At 65.6% G+C, this 22,501-nt stretch carries 22 protein-coding genes; 8 read left to right on the top strand and 14 right to left on the bottom strand.

What is annotated here, in order from left to right:
- Nucleotides 1-30: 30 nt before the first annotated feature.
- The 5 genes from BLEFHOIH_RS23495 to BLEFHOIH_RS23475 all read right to left on the bottom strand — a co-directional run bounded on the left by BLEFHOIH_RS23495 (nucleotide 31) and on the right by BLEFHOIH_RS23475 (nucleotide 6,952).
- The gene (locus BLEFHOIH_RS23495) at nucleotides 31-780 is read right to left on the bottom strand and encodes a DUF4167 domain-containing protein (RefSeq protein WP_088348459.1); all 750 of its coding nucleotides are present in this window, start codon (nucleotides 778-780) and stop codon (nucleotides 31-33) included.
- Nucleotides 781-1,208: 428 nt separating this feature from the next.
- The gene (prmC, locus tag BLEFHOIH_RS23490) at nucleotides 1,209-2,135 is read right to left on the bottom strand and encodes a peptide chain release factor N(5)-glutamine methyltransferase (RefSeq protein ID WP_088348458.1); all 927 of its coding nucleotides are present in this window, start codon (nucleotides 2,133-2,135) and stop codon (nucleotides 1,209-1,211) included.
- Nucleotides 2,128-3,216: a peptide chain release factor 1 gene (gene prfA / locus BLEFHOIH_RS23485; protein WP_088348457.1), complete on the bottom strand. Its 1,089-nt coding sequence runs from the start codon at nucleotides 3,214-3,216 to the stop codon at nucleotides 2,128-2,130. Before prfA ends, prmC begins: the two co-directional genes overlap by 8 nt.
- 120 nt (nucleotides 3,217-3,336) lie before the next feature.
- Nucleotides 3,337-5,616: a phosphoenolpyruvate--protein phosphotransferase gene (gene ptsP, locus BLEFHOIH_RS23480; RefSeq protein ID WP_088348456.1), complete on the bottom strand. Its 2,280-nt coding sequence runs from the start codon at nucleotides 5,614-5,616 to the stop codon at nucleotides 3,337-3,339.
- A gap of 79 nt (nucleotides 5,617-5,695) precedes the next feature.
- Nucleotides 5,696-6,952 (bottom strand): aspartate kinase, encoded by a 1,257-nt coding sequence (locus tag BLEFHOIH_RS23475; RefSeq protein ID WP_088348455.1) that lies wholly within the window; start codon nucleotides 6,950-6,952, stop codon nucleotides 5,696-5,698.
- 230 nt (nucleotides 6,953-7,182) lie between these two features.
- On the opposite strand from BLEFHOIH_RS23475, the gene ubiG reads away from it, so the two are divergent.
- A complete protein-coding gene (gene ubiG / locus BLEFHOIH_RS23470; protein ID WP_088348454.1) occupies nucleotides 7,183-7,917 on the top strand; it encodes a bifunctional 2-polyprenyl-6-hydroxyphenol methylase/3-demethylubiquinol 3-O-methyltransferase UbiG in 735 nt (244 codons plus the stop codon).
- A gap of 196 nt (nucleotides 7,918-8,113) precedes the next feature.
- Entirely contained in the window at nucleotides 8,114-8,524 is a 411-nt protein-coding gene (locus BLEFHOIH_RS23465; protein ID WP_088348453.1) for a DUF2306 domain-containing protein, read from the top strand.
- Between the two features lie 173 nt (nucleotides 8,525-8,697).
- Here BLEFHOIH_RS23465 and BLEFHOIH_RS23460 read toward each other — a convergent pair whose 3' ends face one another.
- From BLEFHOIH_RS23460 to grxC, 3 genes are read right to left on the bottom strand one after another with little or no spacing between them, the layout of a single operon-like run.
- Entirely contained in the window at nucleotides 8,698-9,132 is a 435-nt protein-coding gene (locus BLEFHOIH_RS23460) for a DUF1178 family protein (protein WP_088348452.1), read from the bottom strand.
- Nucleotides 9,129-10,004, bottom strand: coding sequence for a carbon-nitrogen hydrolase family protein (locus BLEFHOIH_RS23455; RefSeq protein ID WP_088348498.1), 876 nt, complete (start codon nucleotides 10,002-10,004; stop codon nucleotides 9,129-9,131). Before BLEFHOIH_RS23455 ends, BLEFHOIH_RS23460 begins: the two co-directional genes overlap by 4 nt.
- 31 nt (nucleotides 10,005-10,035) lie before the next feature.
- Complete coding sequence (gene grxC, locus BLEFHOIH_RS23450; protein WP_088348451.1) at nucleotides 10,036-10,293, bottom strand: glutaredoxin 3; 258 nt, start codon at nucleotides 10,291-10,293, stop codon at nucleotides 10,036-10,038.
- A 268-nt stretch (nucleotides 10,294-10,561) separates the two neighbouring features.
- Between grxC and BLEFHOIH_RS23445 the strand changes: the two genes are divergently transcribed.
- A complete protein-coding gene (locus tag BLEFHOIH_RS23445) occupies nucleotides 10,562-11,167 on the top strand; it encodes a hypothetical protein (RefSeq protein ID WP_125461872.1) in 606 nt (201 codons plus the stop codon).
- 137 nt (nucleotides 11,168-11,304) lie between these two features.
- Nucleotides 11,305-11,874, top strand: a complete 570-nt coding sequence (locus tag BLEFHOIH_RS23440) for a hypothetical protein (RefSeq protein WP_088348449.1) — start codon at nucleotides 11,305-11,307, stop codon at nucleotides 11,872-11,874.
- Nucleotides 11,875-12,309: 435 nt separating this feature from the next.
- Here BLEFHOIH_RS23440 and BLEFHOIH_RS23435 read toward each other — a convergent pair whose 3' ends face one another.
- Together BLEFHOIH_RS23435 and BLEFHOIH_RS23430 are read right to left on the bottom strand one after the other, a co-directional pair.
- A complete protein-coding gene (locus BLEFHOIH_RS23435) occupies nucleotides 12,310-12,576 on the bottom strand; it encodes a hypothetical protein (RefSeq protein WP_125461871.1) in 267 nt (88 codons plus the stop codon).
- Nucleotides 12,577-12,658: 82 nt separating this feature from the next.
- Nucleotides 12,659-13,270 (bottom strand): 2-hydroxychromene-2-carboxylate isomerase, encoded by a 612-nt coding sequence (locus BLEFHOIH_RS23430; protein ID WP_088348447.1) that lies wholly within the window; start codon nucleotides 13,268-13,270, stop codon nucleotides 12,659-12,661.
- Between the two features lie 171 nt (nucleotides 13,271-13,441).
- On the opposite strand from BLEFHOIH_RS23430, the gene BLEFHOIH_RS23425 reads away from it, so the two are divergent.
- From BLEFHOIH_RS23425 to BLEFHOIH_RS23415, 3 genes are all read left to right on the top strand, one after another.
- Nucleotides 13,442-14,665: an argininosuccinate synthase gene (locus BLEFHOIH_RS23425; protein ID WP_088348446.1), complete on the top strand. Its 1,224-nt coding sequence runs from the start codon at nucleotides 13,442-13,444 to the stop codon at nucleotides 14,663-14,665.
- Between the two features lie 83 nt (nucleotides 14,666-14,748).
- Nucleotides 14,749-15,801: a putative zinc-binding peptidase gene (locus BLEFHOIH_RS23420; RefSeq protein ID WP_088348445.1), complete on the top strand. Its 1,053-nt coding sequence runs from the start codon at nucleotides 14,749-14,751 to the stop codon at nucleotides 15,799-15,801.
- 73 nt (nucleotides 15,802-15,874) lie between these two features.
- Complete coding sequence (locus BLEFHOIH_RS23415; protein WP_088348444.1) at nucleotides 15,875-16,405, top strand: GNAT family N-acetyltransferase; 531 nt, start codon at nucleotides 15,875-15,877, stop codon at nucleotides 16,403-16,405.
- A 1,090-nt stretch (nucleotides 16,406-17,495) separates the two neighbouring features.
- On the opposite strand, the gene BLEFHOIH_RS23410 is transcribed toward BLEFHOIH_RS23415, so the two are convergent.
- Nucleotides 17,496-18,842 carry an AAA family ATPase gene (locus BLEFHOIH_RS23410; protein WP_088348443.1) on the bottom strand — a complete coding sequence of 449 codons (1,347 nt, stop codon included), beginning with the start codon at nucleotides 18,840-18,842 and terminating at the stop codon, nucleotides 17,496-17,498.
- Between the two features lie 331 nt (nucleotides 18,843-19,173).
- Between BLEFHOIH_RS23410 and BLEFHOIH_RS23405 the strand changes: the two genes are divergently transcribed.
- The gene (locus BLEFHOIH_RS23405) at nucleotides 19,174-19,422 is read left to right on the top strand and encodes a hypothetical protein (RefSeq protein WP_088348442.1); all 249 of its coding nucleotides are present in this window, start codon (nucleotides 19,174-19,176) and stop codon (nucleotides 19,420-19,422) included.
- A 517-nt stretch (nucleotides 19,423-19,939) separates the two neighbouring features.
- Here BLEFHOIH_RS23405 and BLEFHOIH_RS23400 read toward each other — a convergent pair.
- From BLEFHOIH_RS23400 to rsmG, 3 genes are all read right to left on the bottom strand, one after another.
- The gene (locus BLEFHOIH_RS23400) at nucleotides 19,940-20,854 is read right to left on the bottom strand and encodes a ParB/RepB/Spo0J family partition protein (RefSeq protein ID WP_088348441.1); all 915 of its coding nucleotides are present in this window, start codon (nucleotides 20,852-20,854) and stop codon (nucleotides 19,940-19,942) included.
- Between the two features lie 132 nt (nucleotides 20,855-20,986).
- Nucleotides 20,987-21,823 carry a ParA family protein gene (locus BLEFHOIH_RS23395; protein ID WP_088348440.1) on the bottom strand — a complete coding sequence of 279 codons (837 nt, stop codon included), beginning with the start codon at nucleotides 21,821-21,823 and terminating at the stop codon, nucleotides 20,987-20,989.
- A complete protein-coding gene (gene rsmG / locus BLEFHOIH_RS23390) occupies nucleotides 21,820-22,500 on the bottom strand; it encodes a 16S rRNA (guanine(527)-N(7))-methyltransferase RsmG (RefSeq protein ID WP_245297162.1) in 681 nt (226 codons plus the stop codon). Before rsmG ends, BLEFHOIH_RS23395 begins: the two co-directional genes overlap by 4 nt.
- Nucleotide 22,501 lies beyond the last annotated feature (1 nt).

The raw sequence follows: 22,501 nt of genomic DNA, 5'->3' as shown, positions 1-22,501 counted from the left end.
GCGGCGGAAGCGGAATTGACGGGCGCCGGACTAAGCCAGCGCCTCGTCGGATGAGCGGTCGTCGCCGGTGACCTCGATGGCCTTGTTGCCATTGGCTTCCTCGGGAGCGGCCGCCGGATTGGCGGTGCCGTTGGCGGCGGCATAGCGGCGGCGGCGGCGCGGACGACCCGTCTCGGGATCGATCCCGGCAGCGTCCTTGTCCTTATTGTCCCGGCCCTTGGCGGCGGCTTCGGGCTTCGGCTCGCGCACCGGCTGCTGGATGAAATCGGGAAGTTCGTTCAGGGCCGGCTGCTCATCCGATTGCGGCTCGACGCGCTGGACCGGCTGGATCTGCGGCTGCGGCGCGGATTGCGGATGGATATGCGGCTGCGGCTGGTCGCGCATCGAAGGGCCGGCCTCGCCATTGGCATTGCGGTGCGAAGCGCCGTTCATGCCGCCGTGGCCGTTCTCGACACCCTGGTGCCCCATCGATGCGGCGGCGGCCTGCGCCTGCGCGGCCATGATGATGCGGTTATAATGCTCAGCGTGCTGAAGGTAATTTTCCGCCATGACGATGTCGCCGGACGATGACGCGTCGCGCGCCAGGGTCATATATTTCTCGGCGATCTGGGCGGCGGTGCCACGGATTTTGACATCCGGGCCGCTGGACTCGAAGTTACGGGCCAGCGGGTTCTGCGGCTTGCGGTTATTGTTGTTCGAGCTGTTATTATTGGCGTTGTTATTATTGTTGTTATTGCTGCTCCGGCCTCTGCCGCGCCTATTTTGCTGTCCTTGCCTCATGGGCTCCCGTCTATCATCTTTATTGGAGGCGCAAGCGGCGCTCGTTCGTCAAAAGCCGTTACGCTTCCAGTTTGCAAAAGTAAAGGGAATGACCAGTGATTTGATCAGCTTCCCCGCCGGACTTCCGAGAAATTCCTATCTCGCCACCGAACCGCCGCCCTCGATCCCCACTCGGGGTCAACGGGCTATTTTTATGGAAAAATGTTCATATCGCGATCGATCATCGCCGATTATGAAGCGGTTCAGCCAATCCTCTATTTCAGAAAATCAAACCGATCTGCAGCGTACGATGCCAACGAAGCCTAGCGCCTGCGTCCCTCATTTGTCGTGAAGTGCGCGCTGATGTCTTTCCTTCGTGGGCTGCCGAATCCGTGTCTAAAAGCTAGCCTGATCGCGGCGAATTTCCAACTGTTTTTTTGTCGAAACGCTTATCGGCCCACGTTCTGTCGCTTTATGGCCACCACGCGTTCGATTCCGGCCAGATCGGGAAGAATTTGCCAGTCGCCGGGATACGAAGCTTCGCCGGCTTCTTGAAAGAGACTAAGGATTTCAGCCGCTTGCCCCTGGCCGGCTTCAACCAGGATCCACGATCCCGGCGCGGCCGCCGTAAGGCAGTTTCCGGCGATGCTCCGATAGGCTCCCAGACCGTCGGCGCCGCCATCGAGCGCGCCGAAAGGGTCGTAGCGGTGGACGCCTGGGTCCAATGCCGCAATATCCGTACTCCGTATATAGGGTGGGTTCGTCACAAGTAAAGCGAAGGGGCCGCGAAAAGTTCCGCACCAGTCGGCGCGCACGAAGGCGCAGCGGTCGGCGAGTCCGAGCGCACGGGCGTTCTCCGCGGCGATGGCCAGCGCGCCGGCGCTCAGGTCGGCGCCGACGCCCCAGGCCTGCGGCAATTCGGCAAGCAATGTCAGCAGGATGCAGCCGGAGCCTGTGCCGAGATCGAGGATGCGCAAGGGCTCGCCGAGGCGGCCTTCGGCGCGCAGCAGATCGAGCGCGGCTTCGACCAGCGTTTCGGTTTCGGGGCGGGGATCGAGCACATCCGGGCCGATCTTGAAGCGGCGGCCCCAGAATTCGCGGTAGCCGACGATGCGCGAGACCGGCTCATGCGCGAGGCGGCGGTCGCGATAGGCGGCGATGGTTTCGGCCTCGGCGGGGGTGAGCGGATGGTCGGGGCGAAGGATATAGGCTTCGGGCGTCAGGCCGGCGGCGTCGAAGACCAGGAGGCGGGCGTCGAGTTCCGGGGTCGGCAGGCCCGCATCGCGGAAGGCGGCGGCCAGCGCGGCGATTGCCGCGCGCGCGGTGTCGAGGCCGGCGCGCCGGGCGATCACGGCGGCCAGCGCGGGATCAGGCATCCGCCAGCCCCTCCATGGTCGCGACCTGATTGGCCTGGAAATCCGTCGTCAGCGCGTCGACCAGCTCGTCGAGCCCTTCGCCCTGCAGCACCTGCGGCAGATTGTAGAGCGTCAGGTTGATGCGGTGGTCGGTGACGCGGCCTTGCGGAAAATTATAGGTGCGGATGCGCTGCGAGCGGTCGCCGCTGCCGACCTGGACCTTGCGCTCCGCCGCCCGCGCCTCGTCGATCTTCGAGCGCTCCATGTCGTAGAGCCGGGCGCGCAGCACCAGCATGGCGCGGGCGCGGTTCTGATGCTGCGACTTCTCGCTCGAGGTCACCACGAGGCCGGTCGGCAGATGGGTGATGCGAACGGCGCTGTCGGTGGTGTTGACGTGCTGGCCGCCGGCGCCGGAGGAGCGCATGGTGTCGATGCGCAGATCCTGCTCGCGGATCTCGATGTCGACATCCTCGGCCTCGGGCAGCACGGCGACCGTCGCGGCCGAGGTGTGGATGCGGCCGCTGGTCTCGGTCTCCGGCACGCGCTGCACACGGTGGACGCCGGATTCGAATTTCAGCCGCGCGAACACGCCCTTGCCGGTGAAATTGGCGATGACTTCGCGATAGCCGCCCTTGCCGGTCTCGCTCTCGGAAATGATCTGCACCTTCCAGCCCTTGATGGCGGCGTAGCGCTGATACATGCGGAAAAGATCGCCCGCGAACAGCGCCGCTTCTTCGCCGCCGGTCCCGGCGCGCAATTCGACCACGGCGCTCTTTTCGTCGGCGGCGTCCTTCGGCAGGAGCTGGACGCGGATTTCCTGCACCAGCGCCTCGACGCGCGCTTCCAGATCGGGCAGCTCGGCCGAAGCCAGCTCGGCCATGTCGCTGTCGGCCTTGGGGTCGTCGAGGATGGAGCGCAGGCCGGAAAGCTCGTCCTCGGCCTCGCGCAGCCGCCGGACGATGGCGACGAGCGGATCGAGATCGGAGAATTCGCGCGACAGGCGGACGAAGGTTTCCTGGTCCGGGTTCTCGGACAGCGTCTTCTGGATCGACTCCCAGCGCGCGACCAGCTTGTCGAGCTTCTCTTTCGGAATGGTGGTCATGTTCGGGGCTCGGGCGAATGGATGCAAATACGGCTCGGGCCGCAGCCTGCCGGCGGCGCGTCGATAGCGGCGGCAGGATCTCGCGGCTCCGTTCGGAAAGCGACGGGGGCTAGCGCCCCGCTAAAGCGGGATGTCGTGGGCGCGAGCGAAATCTTTCAGGCGATCCCGGATGTCTTCCCGCCCGTGATCGACCAAGTCAAGCAGATAGCGCTGAATTTCGGCGGCGCTGACGGCAAGGATCATCGCCTTGACCGGGCCGACCGAGGCCGGCGCCATGGAAATCGACTGGAAACCGAGGCCGATCAGGGCGAGCGCTTCGAGCGGGCGGCCGGCCATCTCGCCGCACAGCGTGACGGGCACCTTATGCTTCTCCGCCTGCACGACGATGTGGCGCAGCACGCGCAAAGCCGGGGGCGAGAGCACGTCGAAACGGCCGCTGACGCGGTTGTTGCTGCGGTCGGCGGCGAAAATGAATTGCAGCAGGTCGTTGCTGCCGACCGAGATGAAATCGACGCGGCATAGAATCTCATCGAGCTGCCACAGGATGGCGGGCACCTCGATCATGGCGCCGAGCGCGATTTTCGACGGGCCGGGCCGGCCATGGCGGCGCAGATGGGCCAGATCCTTGTCGATCAGCTTGCGCGCCTCGACGAATTCGGAGACCTGCGTCACGAAGGGCAGCATCAGCCGCAATTCGCGTCCGGCCGAGGCGGACAGCAGCGCGCGGATCTGAGTGCGGAACAGGCCGGGGCGGTCGAGCGCGATGCGGATCGCGCGCCAGCCGAGCGCCGGGTTCTCCTCCGGGATCGACTGCAGATAGGGCAGGATCTTGTCGCCTCCGACATCGAGCGAGCGGAAGGTCACCGGCTTGGCGCCCGCGCCGCGGATGATCTTTTTGTACATATCCGTCTGCTGCGCGATGCGCGGAAATGTCGAGGAGACCATGAATTCGAGTTCGGTCCGGTAGAGGCCGATGCCATCGGCGCCCGACTGGGTCAGGTGCGGAAGATCGACCAGCAGACCGGCATTGACATGGAGCGCCACGCGCAGGCCGTCCTTAGTGACGGCGGGCGTGTCGCGCAGCTTCTCGTACTGGGCCTGGCGCCGGGCGCGGAAGCGGGCCTTGTCGGCATAGGCGCGGATGACTTCGAGCGACGGGCGCACATGGAAGACGCCGGATTCGGCATCGAGCACGGCCGGATCGCCGGGGTCGACTTCCTCCAGCACGTCGCGCGCATAGCCGATGGCCGGGATGCCGAGCGCCTTGGCGACGATCGCCACATGGCTCGAGGCGCCGCCATCGGCGAGCACCAGGCCGCGCACCCGCTTGCGGTCGTAATCGAGCAACTCGGCCGGCCCCATGGTGCGGGCGACGAGGATGGTGTCGCGCGGCAGGTCGGTGCCGGCGGCGGTGGCGGAGCGCCCGGTCAGCAGGCGCAGCAGCCGGTTGGCGAGGTCGTCCAGATCGTGCAGCCGCTCGCGCCAGAACGGATCGGACTGGCGCATGGTGCGGGCGCGCTGATTGCTCTGCACGCGCTCGACAGCGGCCTCCGCCGTCAGGCCGGCGGCGACCGCCTCGTGCAGCCGCTTCATCCAGCCCTGATCGTGCGCGAACATGCGATAGGCTTCGAGCACGTCGCGATGCTCGCCGGCGCGGGCGATCTCGCCGTCCGAGAACATGGCGTCGACGGTTTCCCGCAACTGCCCGAGCGCGGCATCGAGCCGGACCTGCTCGGCGTTCACATCCTCGGCGAACAGCTTGGCGATGCTGACGCGCGGCTCGTGCAGGACGATATGGCCCAGCGCGATGCCGTCGGACATGGTGATGCCCTTGATGGTCTGGCTCTGGCCGCGCCGCGCCTCGGCGGTCGCGACGTTCAGGCTTTCCAGCAAATTGGACATCATCTCCGCAGTGACCATGGCGATGGTTTGCAGAACTTCGACCTCCTCCTCCGAATAGGCGCGCGCGATGGCATTCTGCACGGTCAGCACGCCGATGGTGCGCCCGCCGCGAATGATCGGCATGCCCAGGAAGGACTGATAGATTTCTTCGCCCGTCTCCGGCCGGTAGGAGAAGGCCGGATGCGATTGCGCGTCGGGCAGGTTGACATGCTCGCCGCTGCGGGCGACGAGGCCGACCAGGCCCTCGCCCTGCTTCATATGGGTGGTGTGGACGGCTTCCTTGCGCAGGCCCTCGGTGGCGTAAAGCTCAAAGGAGCCGTCGGCGAGCCGGACATAGATCGAGCAGACTTCGGCAACCATATTCGCCGCGATAAGCCGAACGATCCGGTCCAGCCGCGCCTGAATCTCTTCCTGCTTGGCCTGACCGACACCCGGACGGGCCATGACTTCGCGCAGTTGTCTCAGTAGCACCCGCGGTGCGCTCGATGTCCAGGGCATCCGCCCAGTCCCTCCCGCGTCTGCGTCGCTGACGTCTTGATGCGAAGTTATTTTGTAAGCCATGTCGGAAAATGCGGGTCTACCCCGCGTCCAAACCATAGAGTGAATGAAGCGTACGAACCGCAAGCTCCGCATAGGCAGCGTCAATAAGGACGCTGATTTTGATTTCCGATGTTGAGATCGCCTCGATATTTATACCTTTTTCGGCAAGTGCATTGAACATCTGGGCCGCGACGCCCGCATGACTTCTCATTCCGACGCCGATGACGGAGACTTTTACTATATCCGTGGCGCCGCGTAAATCGGAGTAACCAATTTGAGTCTTGGCGCCTTCGAGCACGCCCATGGTGCGGTCGAGGTCGCCGGCGGGGACGGTGAAGGTCATGTCGGTGAAGCGGCCGTCGTCGGAAACCGTCTGGACGATCATATCCACGTTGATATTGGCGTCGGCCAGGGGCCCGAACACGCCGGCAGCGACGCCAGGCTTGTCCGCGACGCGCAGGAGTGTGACTTTCGCCTCGTCCTTGGCATAGGCAATTCCGCTTACGACACGCTGTTCCAAAATCTCTTCCTCGTCGCACACCAAAGTGCCCGGCGCCCGTCCGTTGCTCCCATATGGGGGACAGGACTCTGGCGCTTCGAAACTGGAGCGGACCTGAACCCGCACTCTATGAACCATGGCCAGCTCGACCGACCGGGTCTGCAAGACTTTTGCGCCGAGCGAGGCCATTTCAAGCATCTCCTCGTAGGAGATCTTATCAAGCCGGCGCGCTTTTGGCACGATGCGCGGATCGGTCGTGTACACGCCATCCACATCTGTATAGATGTCGCAGCGATCCGCGCCGATGCCTGCCGCGACCGCCACGGCGCTCGTATCCGAGCCGCCGCGGCCCAATGTCGTGATGCGTCCATTCGGGCTGATGCCCTGAAAGCCCGCGATCACCGCAACCTCACCCCGGCCCAGCCGTTCCCTCAGCTCGGCCGCCTGGATATCGGCAATGCGCGCGACGCTGTGGGCGTTATCGGTCCTGATCGGAATTTGCCAGCCGAGCCACGACCGGGCCTGAACGCCGATCGACTGCAGCACGATTGCGAGCAACCCGGACGTCACCTGCTCGCCCGAGGCCACGACCGTATCATATTCCCGGGCGTCATGCATCGGCGAAGCCTGCCGCGTCCACTCGACGAGCTGGTTGGTATGCCCGGCCATGGCGGACACCACCACGGCGCATTGATGGCCGGCATCGACCTCACGCTTCACATGCTTTGCGACATTGCGAATCCGGTCGATGTCGGCAACCGACGTCCCACCGAATTTCATTACCAAAACGGCCATGCTGAACTCTGTCCTGAAAGGCGACTGGCGGGGCTTCGGCCATGCGCGGAGCTCCGGTGTTTCTCACATCTCGTTTGAGAAACCCTGAGCGCGCCTGCGCAAATTGGCAAAGACCCCGTGCGATGCTTATAAAGCCTGGACGGCATTTCCGCAAATAGGGGCGCTACCGACAGGTGCAAGCCCCCGTTCAGGCCCCGGAAAAGCTAAAGATAAATGGCGGGAGACCGAAAATGAATATTGTGGATAATGACGAGGTCGAACGCTTCGCCGCCATGGCGGGCGACTGGTGGAACCCGACCGGCAAGTTCCGCCCGCTGCATCAGCTCGGCCCGGCGCGGCTCGCCTTCATCCGCGACGAGGTCGTCGCGCATCTGCGCCGCGAGCCGCGTCCGGCGAAGATTTTGGCGGATCTGCGCGTGCTGGATGTCGGCTGCGGCGGCGGGCTGGTTGCCGAACCGCTGGCGCGGCTCGGGGCGGCCGTGACCGGGATCGACCCGGCGGCGGAGAACATCGCCGTGGCGCGGGCGCACGCCGAGGCGCAAGGGCTGGCGATCGACTACCGCGCGGCGACGACGCAGGACCTCGCGGCGGGCGGCGAGCGCTTCGACTGCGTGGTGGCGATGGAGGTGGTCGAGCATGTGCCCGACGTGCCGGAATTCTTGCGAAGCTGCGCCGCGCTGATGCGGCCGGGCGGCCTGCTCCTGGTCTCGACCCTCAACCGGACGGCGAAATCCTACGCGCTCGGCATCGTCGCGGCGGAATATCTGCTCGGCTGGCTGCCGCGGGGCACGCATCAATGGCAGCGCTTCGTCACGCCCGAGGAGTTGCGCGGCATGTTCCGCGACGCCGGCCTCGAGCCGATCCGCGAGCGCGGCATGAGCTACGATCCGCTCCGGGCGCGCTGGGACCTCACCGACGATTGCGACGTGAATTATTTGTCCTCGGCGGGGAGGCCGGTGGCGTAGTCGGACAGGCCCAACCTACACTCAGACGAAATCCCCGCGAAGGCGGGGATCCAGTATTCACAAATCCGGATTCCAGCATTGCGCCACCTCATTTGCTGCGGCGTACTAGATCCCCGCCTTCGGGGATTTCGGAACTGTGTTATCCTTTCAGTGATCTAGGCCCAGCGAGGCGCTGTCGCGGAGAAAGCCCACGGTCATGACGCTCGAACCTTTGCTCTCCGCCAAGCCCGTCATTATCTTCCACGTCATCGCCGCGACGACAGCCCTCACTCTCGGCATCGCCCAACTCTCCGGCGCCAAGGGCACACGCCTTCATCGCGCGCTCGGCTGGAGCTGGGTGCTGACGATGGCGGCGGTGGCGATCAGCTCGTTCTGGATTCACGGCATGAAGCAGTTCGGCAATTTCAGTTGGATTCACGGGCTGTCGATCTTCGTGCTGGTCATGCTGACGGTCGCCGTGACGGCCGCGCGGCGTCACCGCGTGAGCGCGCACCGGAAGACCATGATCGGCCTCTTTATCGGCGCGCTGGTCATCACCGGGCTGTTTACCCTGGTGCCGGGACGGCTGATGCATGAAGTGGTGTTTTCGAGCGCGGCGGCGCGCTAAGGCACCGCGGTGCTCACCCGTTTTTGTCATCCCCGCGAAAGCGAAGATCCAGTAAAGGGCGAAATCAGCCGTCGCCCAGTGCCCAACCGCGAACGCTGCGGAGGACGGGATTCCCGCTTTCGCGGGAATGACAAAAGGGGGGTTTGGCGATCGCCGCGATCGCGGTCGATCCGCTAATTGTGGTCCTCGGGGAGCACGGGCATCGGATAGAACTCGACGCCCTCTTCGCGCAGCAGCTTGACCTCCCGCTCGGAGGCCTCGCCGTAGATGCCGCGCTGCTCGGCTTCCTCATTGTGGATCTTCATCGCCTCGTCGGCGAAGCGCGGGCCGACATATTCGGCGTTCCGCGTCACGTGCTCGCGCAGCTTGCGCATCAGCTCGATGGCCTCGCCGGCCGGACCCTCCGCCGCCGGGCCGGGCCTGGCGACCGCCTCGCGGCTGCGGCTGGAGCGGACAGCCGGCGCCATCAGCGCCTTGCGCACATCGGTCGTGCCGCAGGCCGGGCAGACGATCTGGCCGGCTTTCGCCTGCGCGTCATAGGCGGCGGAGTTCGAGAACCAGGCTTCGAACTGGTGCCCCTCGGCGCATTGCAGCGAATATTTGATCATGCGGGCGATTCTGCCGGGGCCTTGGCGGCGTCCGGCTCGAAGGTGGCCAGTTCGAACGGGCGCACATGGTCCAGGGCCGGAATGCGCTGGCGCGCCGCAAGGACCTCGGCCGGATCGATCTCGGCGGCGATGATGCCGGGCTCCTCGCCCGCTTCGGCGAGGATGTCGCCCCAGGGCGAGAGGATCAGGCTGTGGCCATAGGTGGAGCGGCCGTTCTCATGCGCTCCGCCCTGCGCCGCCGCCAGCATGTAGCAGCCGGTCTCGATCGCCCGGGCACGCAGCAGCACATGCCAATGCGCCTCGCCGGTGACTTTGGTGAAGGCCGAAGGGGCGGTGAGGAAATCGGCGCCCGCCTGGGCCAGCGCCTTGTAATGCTCGGGAAAGCGCAGGTCGTAGCAGGTGGTGACCCCCAGCACGCCCCAGGGCAGGCGGACATTCACCGCCGTCGCGCCGGGCTGGTAGTTCTTCGACTCGCGGTAGCTCTCGCCGCTCGGCAGGTCGACGTCGAACATGTGGATCTTGTCGTAGCGCGCGGCGATCGCCCCGCTCGGCGCGAAGACGAAGGCGCGGTTGGCCGCCTTGCGCTCGCCGACCCGGATGGCGACCGAGCCGACATGCAGCCAGATGCCGAGTTCGCGGGCAAGCTCGGCGAATTCGCCGAGGACAGCGGTTTCCGCCTCCGGCCGGATGCGCTCGAACAGCCGCTCGGTGACCGTCTCCATCAGCGGGGTGTTTTCCGGCGTCTGCACATAGCGCGCGCCATCGGCGGCGGCGGCCCGGATCAGGTCGGTGGCGATGGCCATGTTCGGGCCGATCTCACGGCCGGAGCGGAGCTGAACGAGGGCGGCACGGAATTTGGGCGCGGCTGGCATCGGCAAATCTTCCTTCAAACCCCGTATAATCTCATCCCGCGAGAAGGGCGTCCAGTTCGCCCTTCGCCTCGAGCGCGTAAAGTTCGTCGCTGCCGCCAATATGCCGCTCGCCGATAAAAATCTGCGGAACGGTGCGCCGGCCGCCCGCCAGCTCGACCATCGCCTCGCGCTTGGCATAGTCCATGGTCACGTCGATCTCCGTGAAGGCGGCGCCCTTCTTGGTCAGGAGCCGCTTGGCGGAGGTGCAATAGCCGCAGAACAGGGTGGTGTAGATGGTGATCGGAGGCATCGGCCGCTCTCGCTTAAGGCAGACGGAATGTGAAATGGCGCGCCAACGTAATTTTGCAATGCCGGCCTGGAACGCCCTGTCCCGATATGGGTTTCGGATTTGACGGGTTTTTAAGCATTTTGCACGATTGTCAATGGCGTGGCGATAGCGATGCCAGCGCCTCGGATGACGGGCGGATCGGGACCCGGTCGACGCATATCGGATCGGCTATGCCGGTGGGAAGGCCGCCGGGAGGCCGCCGCACACGGGGGCAACTAGGGGAATGTTCATGCGTATCAGTGACAAGCTTTTGACTCTCGCCGCGGGCGCGCTCGCCCTCGCCGCCTCGGCGGCCACGCCGCAGGCCGGCGATTATGGCTGCCGGGAGAATTGCTATGACGCGCCGTCCTACAACCGGACGTTCAAGCGCCGCGTCGAGCTTGAGCCCGGCGTTTACGAGGTGGCGCGGCAGCCCTCGCTCTACGGCACCGCGACCCGCCGCATCCCGCTCGACAGCGGCATCGAATGGGTGGTGCGGCCGGCGGTCTACCGCTCGGTCCGGGTGCGCCAGCATATCAGGGGGCGCGTCGCCTATGAGCAGCGGCTGATCAACGGGCGCTATGTGATGTGCAAGATCCGAATCCCCGGCGAGACGGTCTGGACAGAGAAGCTGGTGCAGATTTCGCCGGCGCGGCGGACGCGGATCCGCGTGCCGCACCGCTACGCCTATGAGGAGAGACGCATCCTGCTGCGCCCCTATAAGAATATCGCGGTCTATAATCGCGCACGGCACAAATATGTGCGCGATCCGGTCAGCATCCAGCCGGAAGGCTGGGGGCCCTATAGCGCCGGTGGCGGCGGCGGCCCGGCCTACAATGACGGCCTGCTGCGCTGAGTTTAGAAGGGCCGGCCCGAGCGACTGCTTCGGCCGGCCTGTCAATGTGTGTTCCCGCGTGGTCCACAGATCTATGTTGCACTGCAGCATAGATCTGATATATTCATTATTGAACAACTGACCGCTGGAGCGACGCGATGCTGAACTGGACCCCCGCCACGACTTACGGTGTCCAGCCCTTCGCTGCCGGCCCCTTCCATCTGCTGATGCCCTATGGCGGAGCGGCTCCGCGCAAGAGCCGGCCCGCCGCTAAGGAACCCTTGCCGGGCGATTTCCCGGACTATCTCACCTTTGTCACGCGCCAGTCGCTGCTGGCCTTCACCACCTCGCTGACCAAGATTTCGAGCGACGTGCATCTCTTCTTCGTCCGGCTGAACAATATTTTGATGTTCGACCGCATGATGCGCAGCATGATGAGCTGGGGAATGCCCGGCGCCGCCCAGGCCGGTTTCGGACTGGCCCAGCCCTGGCTGACGCCGGCGCCGCAGCCTCAGCCGCAAGCGCAGCACATGCTGTCCTTCTGGGGCGCCGTGCCCGCCGAGGTCAAGGCGCTGCCCGCGCCGCAGCCCGATTACGCCGCCCAGGCGACGCAGCAATTGGCGCTGGCCCAGGCGAGCTTCCCGGTCTTTGCCGCGATGATGGCAGTCCCCGCAGCCTTCATGAGCTGCGCACCCGCCATGATGGACGCCTGGCGCGTCGCGCTCTGATCCCGGATCGCGCGGGCCGGAACGGCCCAGTGCGCCGCGATTTTGCAAGCCTCTCGAAACAGCCGCAGCTCAGCCCTCTCCCATGGGAGACCTTTGCGTATCGAAGGCCCTCTCCCCGTCGTCCCGGACGGCTGTCAGGCCGAGCCGGGACCCAATCATATTTCCGCTATTGCTGCGGCAAGTGGAGAGGCGAGTGGGCCCCGGCCCTAGCGGCCGGGGCGAAGGAATCGAAGTTTTGCAAAGGTCTTCATGGGAAGAGGGTGGCACGCGTCAGCGTGCCGGGTGAGGGGGTAATGCCTCTCCGTGTGGCGAAGCCCGTCCCACCTCTCGATGTGGCGACGCCCTATTCTATCGAGAGGCATTACCCCCTCACCCCAACCCTCTCCCCATGGGAGAGGGAGTCCGGCTGCGGCAAGGCTCCATATTCAATCCGCATCACCGCGCCGAAGCGTCAGCCACGCCGGCGGGCGGCGTCTTGGCCTTGGCTTCCGACGGCTTGCGCTCGGGCTTCTTGCGGCAGAAGGCCGAAACGTCCCGGCCTTTCGTCGTCTTATAAGCCTTCACCCAGGAGCAAGCGCCCTTGCTTTCGCAGCCCTGTTGCGCCAGCCCCTTGCAGGGCGACGCCGCGGCGTGGGCATTCGGGGCCGAAAGCGCCATCGCGGCAAGCGCCAGCACGGCGGAAATTCTCACAATCAGATGCATGGTCGCGTCCCTCATCGCCATTGCATCGACTGCTAGCACGCGGAGGCGCGGGGGAAAAATCGCGGTCATCGCTTATGCGTAGTCACCCGGTGGGGCCGGCGCCGCGCGCCGCCCAGTCCAGCGCCTGATCGAGCCGGTCATCGCCCCAGAACAGTTCGCGGTCCTGTGTGAGGAAACTCGGCGCGCCGAAAATGCCGAGCGCCTGCGCCGCCGCCGTCCGCGCCCGCAGAGCGTCCTTCACCGCCTGGTCCTGCGCCCGCGCCATCACCGCCTCGGCATCCTGACCGGCGGCCGCCAGCGCCGAGCCCAGCACGCCGCGATCCGTGATATCGGCCGCCTCGCCGAACTCCCGCAGAAACAGCGCGCGCGAAAAGGCCGGTCCCCAGCCTTCCGCCACGCCAATGGTCGCCAGCCGCGCCGCCTGCAACCCGTTCTGCGGAAAGGCCGGGCTCTGCTTGAACGGCAGGCCGCGCGCCCCGCACAGACGCTCCAGATCGCGGATCATGTAGTCGCCCTTTTTCGGATACAGCCGGAAAGGCGAATCCGGCCAGCCTTGCGCCTGGAAGATCGGCCCGAGCAGAAACGGCTTCCACGCCACATCGACGCCGCGCCGGGCGGCGGCCTTTTCGATGCGCATCGCGGCGAGATAGGAATAGGGCGATGCGAATTCGTACCAGAATTCGAGCTGCGGCATGGCGGCCTCCCAGGCTGTTTTTCCCAATCCTAGCCGGGCTTGCCCCGCGCGGGAACGGGCGACCGCGATCGGGCGAGGCAGCTCCATCCGCCCGCGTCCGCAAATCCCTTGCGGGCGGCTCGCCCCGCCTCCTATAAACGCGGGCGGCGCATAACAGAAGAAAGCTTCCCCATGTCCGACATCAAGAAGGTCGTGCTCGCCTATTCCGGCGGCCTGGATACATCGATCATCCTGAAATGGCTGCAGGTGACCTATGGCTGCGAGGTCGTCACATTCACCGCCGATCTGGGGCAGGGCGAAGAGCTGGAACCGGCCCGCCGCAAGGCCGAGATGATGGGCATCAAGCAGATCTTCGTCGAAGACCTGCGCGAGACTTTCGTGCGCGACTACGTCTTCCCGATGTTCCGGGCGAACGCGCTCTATGAGGGCATCTACCTGCTCGGCACCTCGATCGCCCGGCCGCTGATCGCCAAGCGCCAGATCGAGATCGCCCGCGAGACCGGGGCCGACGCCGTCTGCCATGGCGCGACCGGCAAGGGCAACGATCAGGTGCGCTTCGAGCTGAGCTATTACGCGCTCGAGCCGAACATCCACGTCATCGCGCCCTGGCGCGAATGGGACTTCAAGAGCCGCAACGCGCTGCTCGAATTCGCCGAGCAGAACCAGATCCCGGTGCCGAAGGACAAGCGCGGCGAAGCGCCGTTCTCGGTCGACGCCAACCTGCTGCACACCTCTTCCGAGGGCAAACTGCTGGAAGACCCGTCGCAGGAATGCCCCGAATTCGTCTTCCAGCGCACGGTCAGCCCGGAAGCGGCGCCGGACAAGCCGCAATTCGTCGAGATCGAATTCGAGCGCGGCGATGCGGTCGGCGTCGATGGTGTGAAGCTGTCGCCGGCGGCGCTGCTGACCAAGCTCAACGAACTGGGCGGCGCGCATGGCATCGGCCGGCTCGACCTCGTCGAGAACCGCTATGTCGGCATGAAGTCGCGCGGCGTCTACGAGACGCCCGGCGGCACCATCCTGATCGCCGCCCATCGCGGCATCGAGAGCCTGACGCTGGATCGCGGCGCGGCGCATTTGAAGGACGAGATCATGCCGCGCTATGCCGAGCTGATCTATAATGGCTTCTGGTTCTCGCCCGAGCGCGAGATGCTGCAGGCGCTGATCGACACGTCGCAGGAATTCGTCACCGGCACCGTCCGGCTGAAGCTCTATAAGGGCTCGGCGACGGTCGTCGCGCGCTCCAGCCCCTATTCGCTCTACAGCCAGGACCTCGTCACCTTCGAGGAAGGCGCCGTCGCCTACGACCAGCGCGACGCGGCCGGCTTCATCAAACTCAACGCCCTGCGCTTGCGTCTCATCGGCGCGCGGTCCCGAAAATACCGGCTGGAATAGCCGGGAGGCGAGGAACCGCGCTGGCGAGCTTGCGTTACTCGCCTGCCAGCGAGCGTGGTTCATCGCACCTCCGAGGGGATTTCATGCGCGTCTTTTCATGCGGCAAATGCGGCCAGCCGGTTTATTTCGACAATGTCGTCTGCCAGAACTGCGGCACGGCGCTGGGCTTCGATCCCATCAGTTTGACGATGCTCACGCTGTTCCCCGACGAGGATGGCGGCTTCGCCACCCATCCCTCGCGCAAGAACCGCATGGTCTATTGCGCCAATTTCGGGCAGCAGGTCTGCAACTGGCTGGTGCCCGCCGAGCGGCGCGGCGATTACTGCCTGAGCTGCGGCCTCAACCGCACCATTCCCGATCTCACCGTCCCCGGCAATCTGGAGCGATGGTTCGAATTCGAGAAGGCCAAGCGGCGGCTGATCTACGAGCTTCTCAAGCTCCGCCTGCCGGTGAAATCGGCGGGCGAGGTCAACGGCGTGCCGCCGCTGGTCTTCGACATTCTCGCCGACGCCAAGACCGGCCATGAGAACGGCGTCATCACGCTGAACGTCGCCGAAGCCGACCCCGCCGTCCGCGAGAGCACCCGCGCGCAATTCGGCGAGCCCTACCGCACGCTGCTCGGCCATTTCCGCCATGAGAGCGGCCATTATTACTGGATGGCGCTCGTTGACAACAGCCGCTGGCTGGAGCGCTTCCGCGCCCTGTTCGGCGATGAGCGCGCCGATTACGGCGAGGCGCTCGCCGCCTATCACCAGAACGGGCCGAAAGCCGATTGGGGCGAGAATTACATCTCGGCCTACGCCACCGCGCATCCCTGGGAGGATTGGGCGGAAAGCTGGGCGCATTACCTGCACATGGTCGAGGCGCTCGACACCGCCGACGACTACCGCCTCGTGCCCCGCCTGCCGAACCAGAAAACCGGCTCCTGGTGGACGCCGGCCTCCGGCTCCGCCGATCCCTATCAGGCGGCGAGCGCCCGCAAGCTGATCGACCGCTGGGTGCCGCTGGCGCTTGCCGTCAACAGCCTGAACCGCAGCATGGGGCTGACCGATTTCTATCCCTTCGTCGTCTCGCCGGCGGCGGCGGAAAAGCTCGACCTCGTGCACCAAATCGTGAAGTCGGCGCGGCGGAATTAAGGTCTTCGCGAGATTTCGCCAAAGGGGCAACTTGCCGCTCGCAATGGCGGCTGGTCCAGCTTATATTTTTGGGATGGCTAGGGAGCTTGTACAAATCCGGGAGGCAACCCGCAACGACGCGGCGGAAATAGCGCGCGTCCACGAGGAAGCCTGGCGGTCGACCTATCAGGGCATCATTCCCCATCTCCATCTGGAGAAGATCATCGTCCATCGCGGACCGGCATGGTGGGCGCGCGCCTTGCGCCGCCCCGGCTCCGGCCTGATGGTGCTGACCTTCGACGGCAAGCCGCAAGGCTATGTCTCGTTCGGCGCCGCGCGGATCGCCTCGAGCGGCAAGACCGGCGAGATTTTCGAGCTGTATCTGGCCCCGACCTTCCAGGGCATGGGTTTCGGCAAGAAGCTGTTCCTCGCCGCGAAAGCCGCGATGGAGGCGAAGGGGCGCAAGAGCCTGGTGGTCTGGGCGCTGGCGGAGAACGAGGCGGCCTGCGCGTTCTACGGCCGGCTCGGCGGCACCCGCAGCGCCACGGCGCCGGAGCATTACGGCCACGTGACGCTGAACCGGGTGGCCTTCGTCTGGGAACGCGTCGGGCGCACGGCGCGGTAGCGCCGGCTGGCGCGGCAAATACGCGGAGGCTATCGCCCGGCGAGACCCCTCGGGAGACGCGAGCGAGCCAGAGCCGGCGCCCGTAAGTTGAACGACATATGCAATAATTCCCGGCGCTGATTTCCCGCAGCCATCCCCCCGCCACGAGAGCCTTTGCGTTTCCCAAAACCCTCCTCCCGTCGTCCCGGACGCCCGTCAGGGCGAGCCGGGACCCAATCCCCTATCCGCGAGCACTGCGGCAAGAGGAGAGGCGAGTGGGCCCCGGCTCTGAAGGCCGGGGCGACGGAATTGAANAGCCATGCCCCGCCACGAGAGACCTTGCGTCTCCCAAGGCCCCTCCTCCCGTCGTCCCGGACGCCCGGCAGGGCGAGCCGGGACCCAATCCCGTATCCGCGAGCACTGCGGCAAGAGGAGAGGCGAGTGGGCCCCGGCTCTGACGGCCGGGGCGACGGAATTGAATTCCCAGCGCCGAGTTCCCCGCAGCCATGCCTCGACACGAGAGACTTTGCGTTTCCCAAGGCCCCTCCTCGCATCGTCCCGGACGCCCGGCAGGGCGAGCCGGGACCCAATCCCGTATCCGCGAGCACTGCGGCAAGATGTGAGGCGAGTGGGCCCCGGCTCTGAAGGCCGGGGCGACGGAAGTGAATTCCCAGCGCCGAGTTCCCCCCGCAGCCTTTCCCGAGAGACTTTGAGTTTCCCAAAGGCCCCTCCTCCCGTCGTCCCGGACGCCCGTAAGGGCGAGCCGGGACCCAATCCCGTATCCGCGAGCACGGCGGCAAGATGTGAGGCGATTACGCCCCGGCTCTGACGGCCGGGGCGACGGAATTGAGACTGCGATTTAACCCCCTTTTTGTCATCCCCGCGAAGGCGGGGATCCAGTACTCGCAGGGCGGAGATTATGTGCGCAATCCCGTCATGAATACCCGCGTTGCTGGAAGCCCGCCTTCGCGGGGATGACAAGAAACTGGAAGGGCGGGTCAGGTTTTTTGCGGTCGCCAATCCCACTCTGCGGACGCTCAGAAGCGCCGGACGGCCCGTACCCAGGCCGCCATCAAGCCCCGGCGGACAACCCGTGCCGGACGCCCCCCACCTAAACCGCCCGCTGCGGCGCGTACCTGCCGAACACCGACCGGTAGCCGAGCGCCTGCTCGTCGAAAATGATGTCGGACTGCCGGATCGGCCGCGCCAGGGCGAGGCCCTCAAGCGAGCGCGCCCGGCTCAGCGCCACATAGGCTTGCCCATGGGCGAAGGTGCCGCGGCCGAAATCGACATAGACCTTGTCGAGCGTCATGCCCTGGCTCTTGTGGATGGTCAGCGCCCAGGCGAGGCGGACCGGGAGCTGCCGGAACGAGCCCGCCACCGTCTCGACCATCTGGTCGGTGTCGGGGTCGTGGTCGTAGCGGATGCTCTCCCAGGTCACCGGCTCCAGCTCGTGCTCCTCGCCGGCGACCTCGATGAAGACCGTGCGGCCCTCCATGCGGGAGATCTTGGCCTGAGTGCCGTTCACCCAGCGCTTGTCCGGGTCGTTGCGCAGCAGCACGACCTTCGAGCCTTCCTTCAGCACCAGACTGGCGTCGGTCGGGCAGGCGGAGGCGTCGAACTTGCCGGTGATGACGGCGTCGAACTGCACCGCCTTGCCGCCCAGCCGGTCGAGGAAGACGCGGTTGGTGTTCTCCGCCGCCTGATTGACCGGCGTCAGCACGATATAATCGTCGCAATTGGGCAGGGCGCGAAACTCCGAGACGCGGTCGTTGAGGATGTCGAGCTGGTCGCGCGACGGCTCGCCCTCGCGCACGCCGTTCAGCGCGTCGACGAAGGCTTCGTCCTTCTGGCGGAAGACGGTGGTCAGCTCGGTGAGGCCGAGCGGGGCGTCGCGGAAGACGGGGGCGTTGAAGAAATAGACGCCGCCGAAATTCTCGTGGAAATGGTTCATGGTCTCGCGGTCGCGCACGACAGGCGGGAGCTGGTGCAGGTCGCCCATGGCGATGATCTGCACGCCGCCGAAGGGCTTGTGCGGCTGCTTGCGGGTCAGCCGCAGCGCCATGTCGATGCCCTGCATCAGATCGGCGCGCACCATCGACACCTCGTCGATGATGATGGTCTCGATCGAGCGGAACAGAGCGGCGCGGCGGGCGCGTTTGACGATGTCGGCGGTGATGAGCTGGGGCGGGAAGCCGAAAAAGGAATGGATGGTCTGCCCTTGCACATTCACCGCGGCAAGCCCGGTCGGCGCCAGCACGGCGGTCTTCTGCGGCAGGTTGCTCTTCAGGCAGCGCAACAGCGTCGACTTGCCCGTGCCCGCGCGCCCGGTGACGAACAGGCTTTCCTCGCCGCCCCGGGTCTGCTCGATGACGGAGGCGAATTCATCGGACGGGTTGACGCCGGCCGGCCAGCGGAGATCGGGCCGCGGCGAGGCTGCGATGGGAGCCGAAAGCATGTTGGGGGCCGGTTCCTTTCAGGTGACGTTGAGGCAAGGTAAAGCGCGGCGCGCAAGGCCGCCATGCCGATAAAGGGTTTTTAACAAATTCGGCGGCTCGGCGAAACATAAGATGAACATTATTCGCACAAAACGGAAATTCCGTGGCAGGAGAGGTGTTTTCCGTAATCAGTTAAGTCGGTGGCGCCGCGCGTCCGGCGGGACGTGAGATTGCGGGTCACACCGGGCGCCTGATTGGGGCAGCAATAAGACGGTCAGCGAAGCACTGAGGAAGTGCAACTTTATTGATTTAAATTCGTTTGCCTCCTACGAACCACAAGGAGCGAGAATTATGAAATATTTCCTCATTATCGGTGGCCTTGCCGCGCTGGCGTCCCCGGCATCGGCGGATGAATATTATGTCGTGCGCGGACCGGACCGGGAGTGCCGGGTCGTGGAGACACGTCCGACCGATACGACGATTGTCCAGGTCGGGCCGCTTGCTTTCAAGACCCGCGACGAAGCCGAGCGTGAGCGCGTCGTGCTGTGCCGCGACGGCGACCGCGACCGTGAAGAGACGGTCATCATCAAGCGCGATTAAGGGCGGTCTGGAGGTCCGCGCGTGTGAGCCGATTTACCCATACGCGCACCCAACGTGTCATCCCGCGCAGGCGGGGATCCAGTAAAGGGCGAAGTCTGCCGCCGGGCAGTGCCTGAAACCGCGCCGCTGCGGCGTACTGGATTCCCGCTTTCGCGGGAAACGGTTTGATTGGGGTGCTTACGCTAAAGCGTAATCGCCTTTAATGGACGCGGGATATTGCGCGGCGCTCCGCGATCCTCTGCCGGACTCCCTCTCCCTTGGGAGAGGGCTGGGGTGAGGGGTTCGTGAGCAAGCCGTGAGGCACCAACCCCTCACCCGGCACGCTTCGCGCGCCACCCTCTCCCCTGGGAGAGGGTTGGGCTGCGGCAAGGGGTTGCGCAGTGCGTCTAATTAAAACGGTCCGGCTGCAGACGGCTGCTCCGGCGGCATGAGGGGCACAATCCCGCTCGCGCGGGCAATCCCGATCTGTCAGCGCCGGGTGTGGGCGGCCTTCGTCCATTCCCTGCCCGCACCGCCCCTACACCGCCAGCTTCTTCCTGACCGTCTCGAACTGCTCCAGCGTGCGGTAGCGGATGATGATCTCGCCGGCCTCGCCCTTGCCGGGCGCGATCTCGACCGCGAGGCCCAGCGCGTCAGCCATCTCGCGCTCGGCGGCGCGGGTGTCGGCGTCCTTCTGCAGGCCCGGGGTCGCCGCGCGCGCCTTGACGCCGCCGCTATCCTTCTTGGTCTGCACCAGTGCTTCGACGTCGCGGACGTTGAGGCCCTTGTCGACGATCTCGCGCGCCATCTCCTCGGCATCCTCGCGGCCGACCAGCGCGCGGGCGTGACCGGCGCTCAGCTCGCCGCCGCGCACCAACGCCTGCACGCTGTCGGGCAGCTTCAGCAGGCGCAGCGTGTTGGCCAGATGGCTGCGGCTCTTGCCGATGATCTGGCCCAGCTCGTCCTGGGTATAGCCGAAACGGTCGATCAGCTCGCGATAGCCGCCGGCCTCTTCGATGGCGTTCAGGTCGGTGCGCTGGACATTCTCGATGATGGCCAGCTCGAGCGCTTCCTGGTCGGTGAGCGCGCGCACGATGGCGGGGACCACATGCAGCGAGGCGCGCTGCGCGGCGCGCCAGCGGCGCTCGCCGGCGACGATCTCGTAATGATGCCCGCTGGAGCCGATCGGCCGCAGCACGATGGGCTGCACCAGACCCTTTTCGCGGATCGAGTTGGACAGCTCGTCCAGCTCGGCGCTGTCGAAGGTCTTGCGCGGATTGAAAGGGCTGGGGCTGATGCGGTCGATGGGGATCATCCGCTGCTCGCCATGGCTCGGCAGCGTCTTGGCGGGTCCCGGCTGACCCGGCGCGCCGGGCGTCTGCACATTCTCGCCGATCAAGGACGCCAGGCCCCGGCCGAGCCGGTTCTTGTTCGCGGGTAGCGGTGTGTTCATGGTCTCGTCCTCAATCCATACAAACGGTACGGCAATCTGGCCCCTCGAAGGCGAGGGTGGCGCGCGGGGCGCCGGGTGAGGGGTCATGCCTCACCGGTGTTGGGACCCCTCCCAATGGGAGAGGGAGCCGGCTCAGGCGGCGGAGGCGCGGCGTTCGCGGTCGATGATTTCGGCGGCGAGGTCGATATAGGCGCGGCTGCCGGGGCTCTTGCTGTCATAGAGCAGGATCGGCTTGCCGTGCGACGGCGCTTCCGCGACGCGGACATTGCGGGGAATGACCGTCGCATAGACCTTTTCGCCGAAGAAGCCGCGCACTTCGTTGGAGACTTCGTCGGCGAGCTTGGTGCGGCTGTCATGCATGGTCAGCACGACGCCGTGGATCTCCAGCGTCGGATTGAGGCTCGCCCGCACGAATTCGATGGTCTCCTTGAGCTGGGTGATGCCTTCCAGCGCGAAGAACTCGCATTGCACCGGCACCAGCACCGAATCCGACGCCGCCATGGCGTTCAGGGTGAGGATGTTCAGCGAGGGCGGGCAGTCGATCAGCACATAGCGGATGCGCTCCTTCTCCGGGCGGTCCTGCTCGGAGGCGCGCAGCGAGACGATGGCGTCGCGCAGGAAATAGGCGCGGTTGGGCGCGGCGGAGATTTCCGGCTCGAGGCCGGCGAGATCACGGGTCGCGGGCGCGACGTAAAGGCCCGGCACCATGGCGGTTTCCACCATCGCCTGTTCGAGCGCGGCGGCGCCCGCCAGCACGTCATAGGTCGAGACGTGGCGCTGGTCCTCGGGGATGCCGAGGCCGGTGCTGGCATTGCCCTGCGGGTCGAGATCGACGACCAGGGTGCGCTGGCCGGCGGCGGCCAGGGCCGTGCCCAGATTGATCGCCGTCGTGGTCTTGCCCACGCCGCCCTTTTGATTGGCCACGGCGAGGACACGCAAATCCGGCCGTCCGTACGAGAAAGATTTCACCGCGAATAATCCCCCTGAGAGATCAAGTTTTTGATCTCGACGATCTTGCCCTCGCCGCTGGTGCAGCTTGGAATACACTCATGCTCGAAACGCCACAGCCCCCCGGCTTCCGCGATTTCCTGCCCGGCATCGCGCCCCTTCAGGAACAAACCCACGGTTCGGTCCGCAAAGAAGCCCTGCGCCAGTCCAAGCAAGAGTTTTAGCGGCGCGAGCGCCCTGCTGCTCACCACGTCGGCGGCGCCTATGCTGCCGCTGAGGCCATTATCCTCTATGCGCCCTTCGTGAACCTTGACGGGCGCACCCGTGCGCCGGGCGACTTCAGACAGAAAGGCGCATTTGCGGCCATTCGACTCGATGAGATGCACGATATGATTCTCATGATTCGCGAGCAGAATGGCAATCACAAGTCCGGGGAAACCCCCACCGCTGCCCAAATCGACCCATTTTTTTGCCGCAGATGCGCGCGCCAGGAGCTGGGCGCTGTCGGCGAAATGGCGCTGCCACACATCGTTCAGCGTCGATGGCGCCACCAGATTGACCGCGCGCTGCCACTGAATAAGGAGCGCTGCGTAGGTCTCCAGCCTTTCCACCGTTTCACGTGGAACATCGAAGGCGGCGGCGAAATCGGCGGGGCCGGCGATGCGTAGAAGCTTTTCGGGGGCGGTGGCTTGCATCATC

The organism is Rhodomicrobium sp. R_RK_3 (genome assembly GCF_002198715.1).
In the GTDB taxonomy this organism is placed as follows: Bacteria; Pseudomonadota; Alphaproteobacteria; order Rhizobiales; family Rhodomicrobiaceae; genus R-RK-3.
This window is presented reverse-complemented; position numbering and strand designations above follow the sequence as displayed.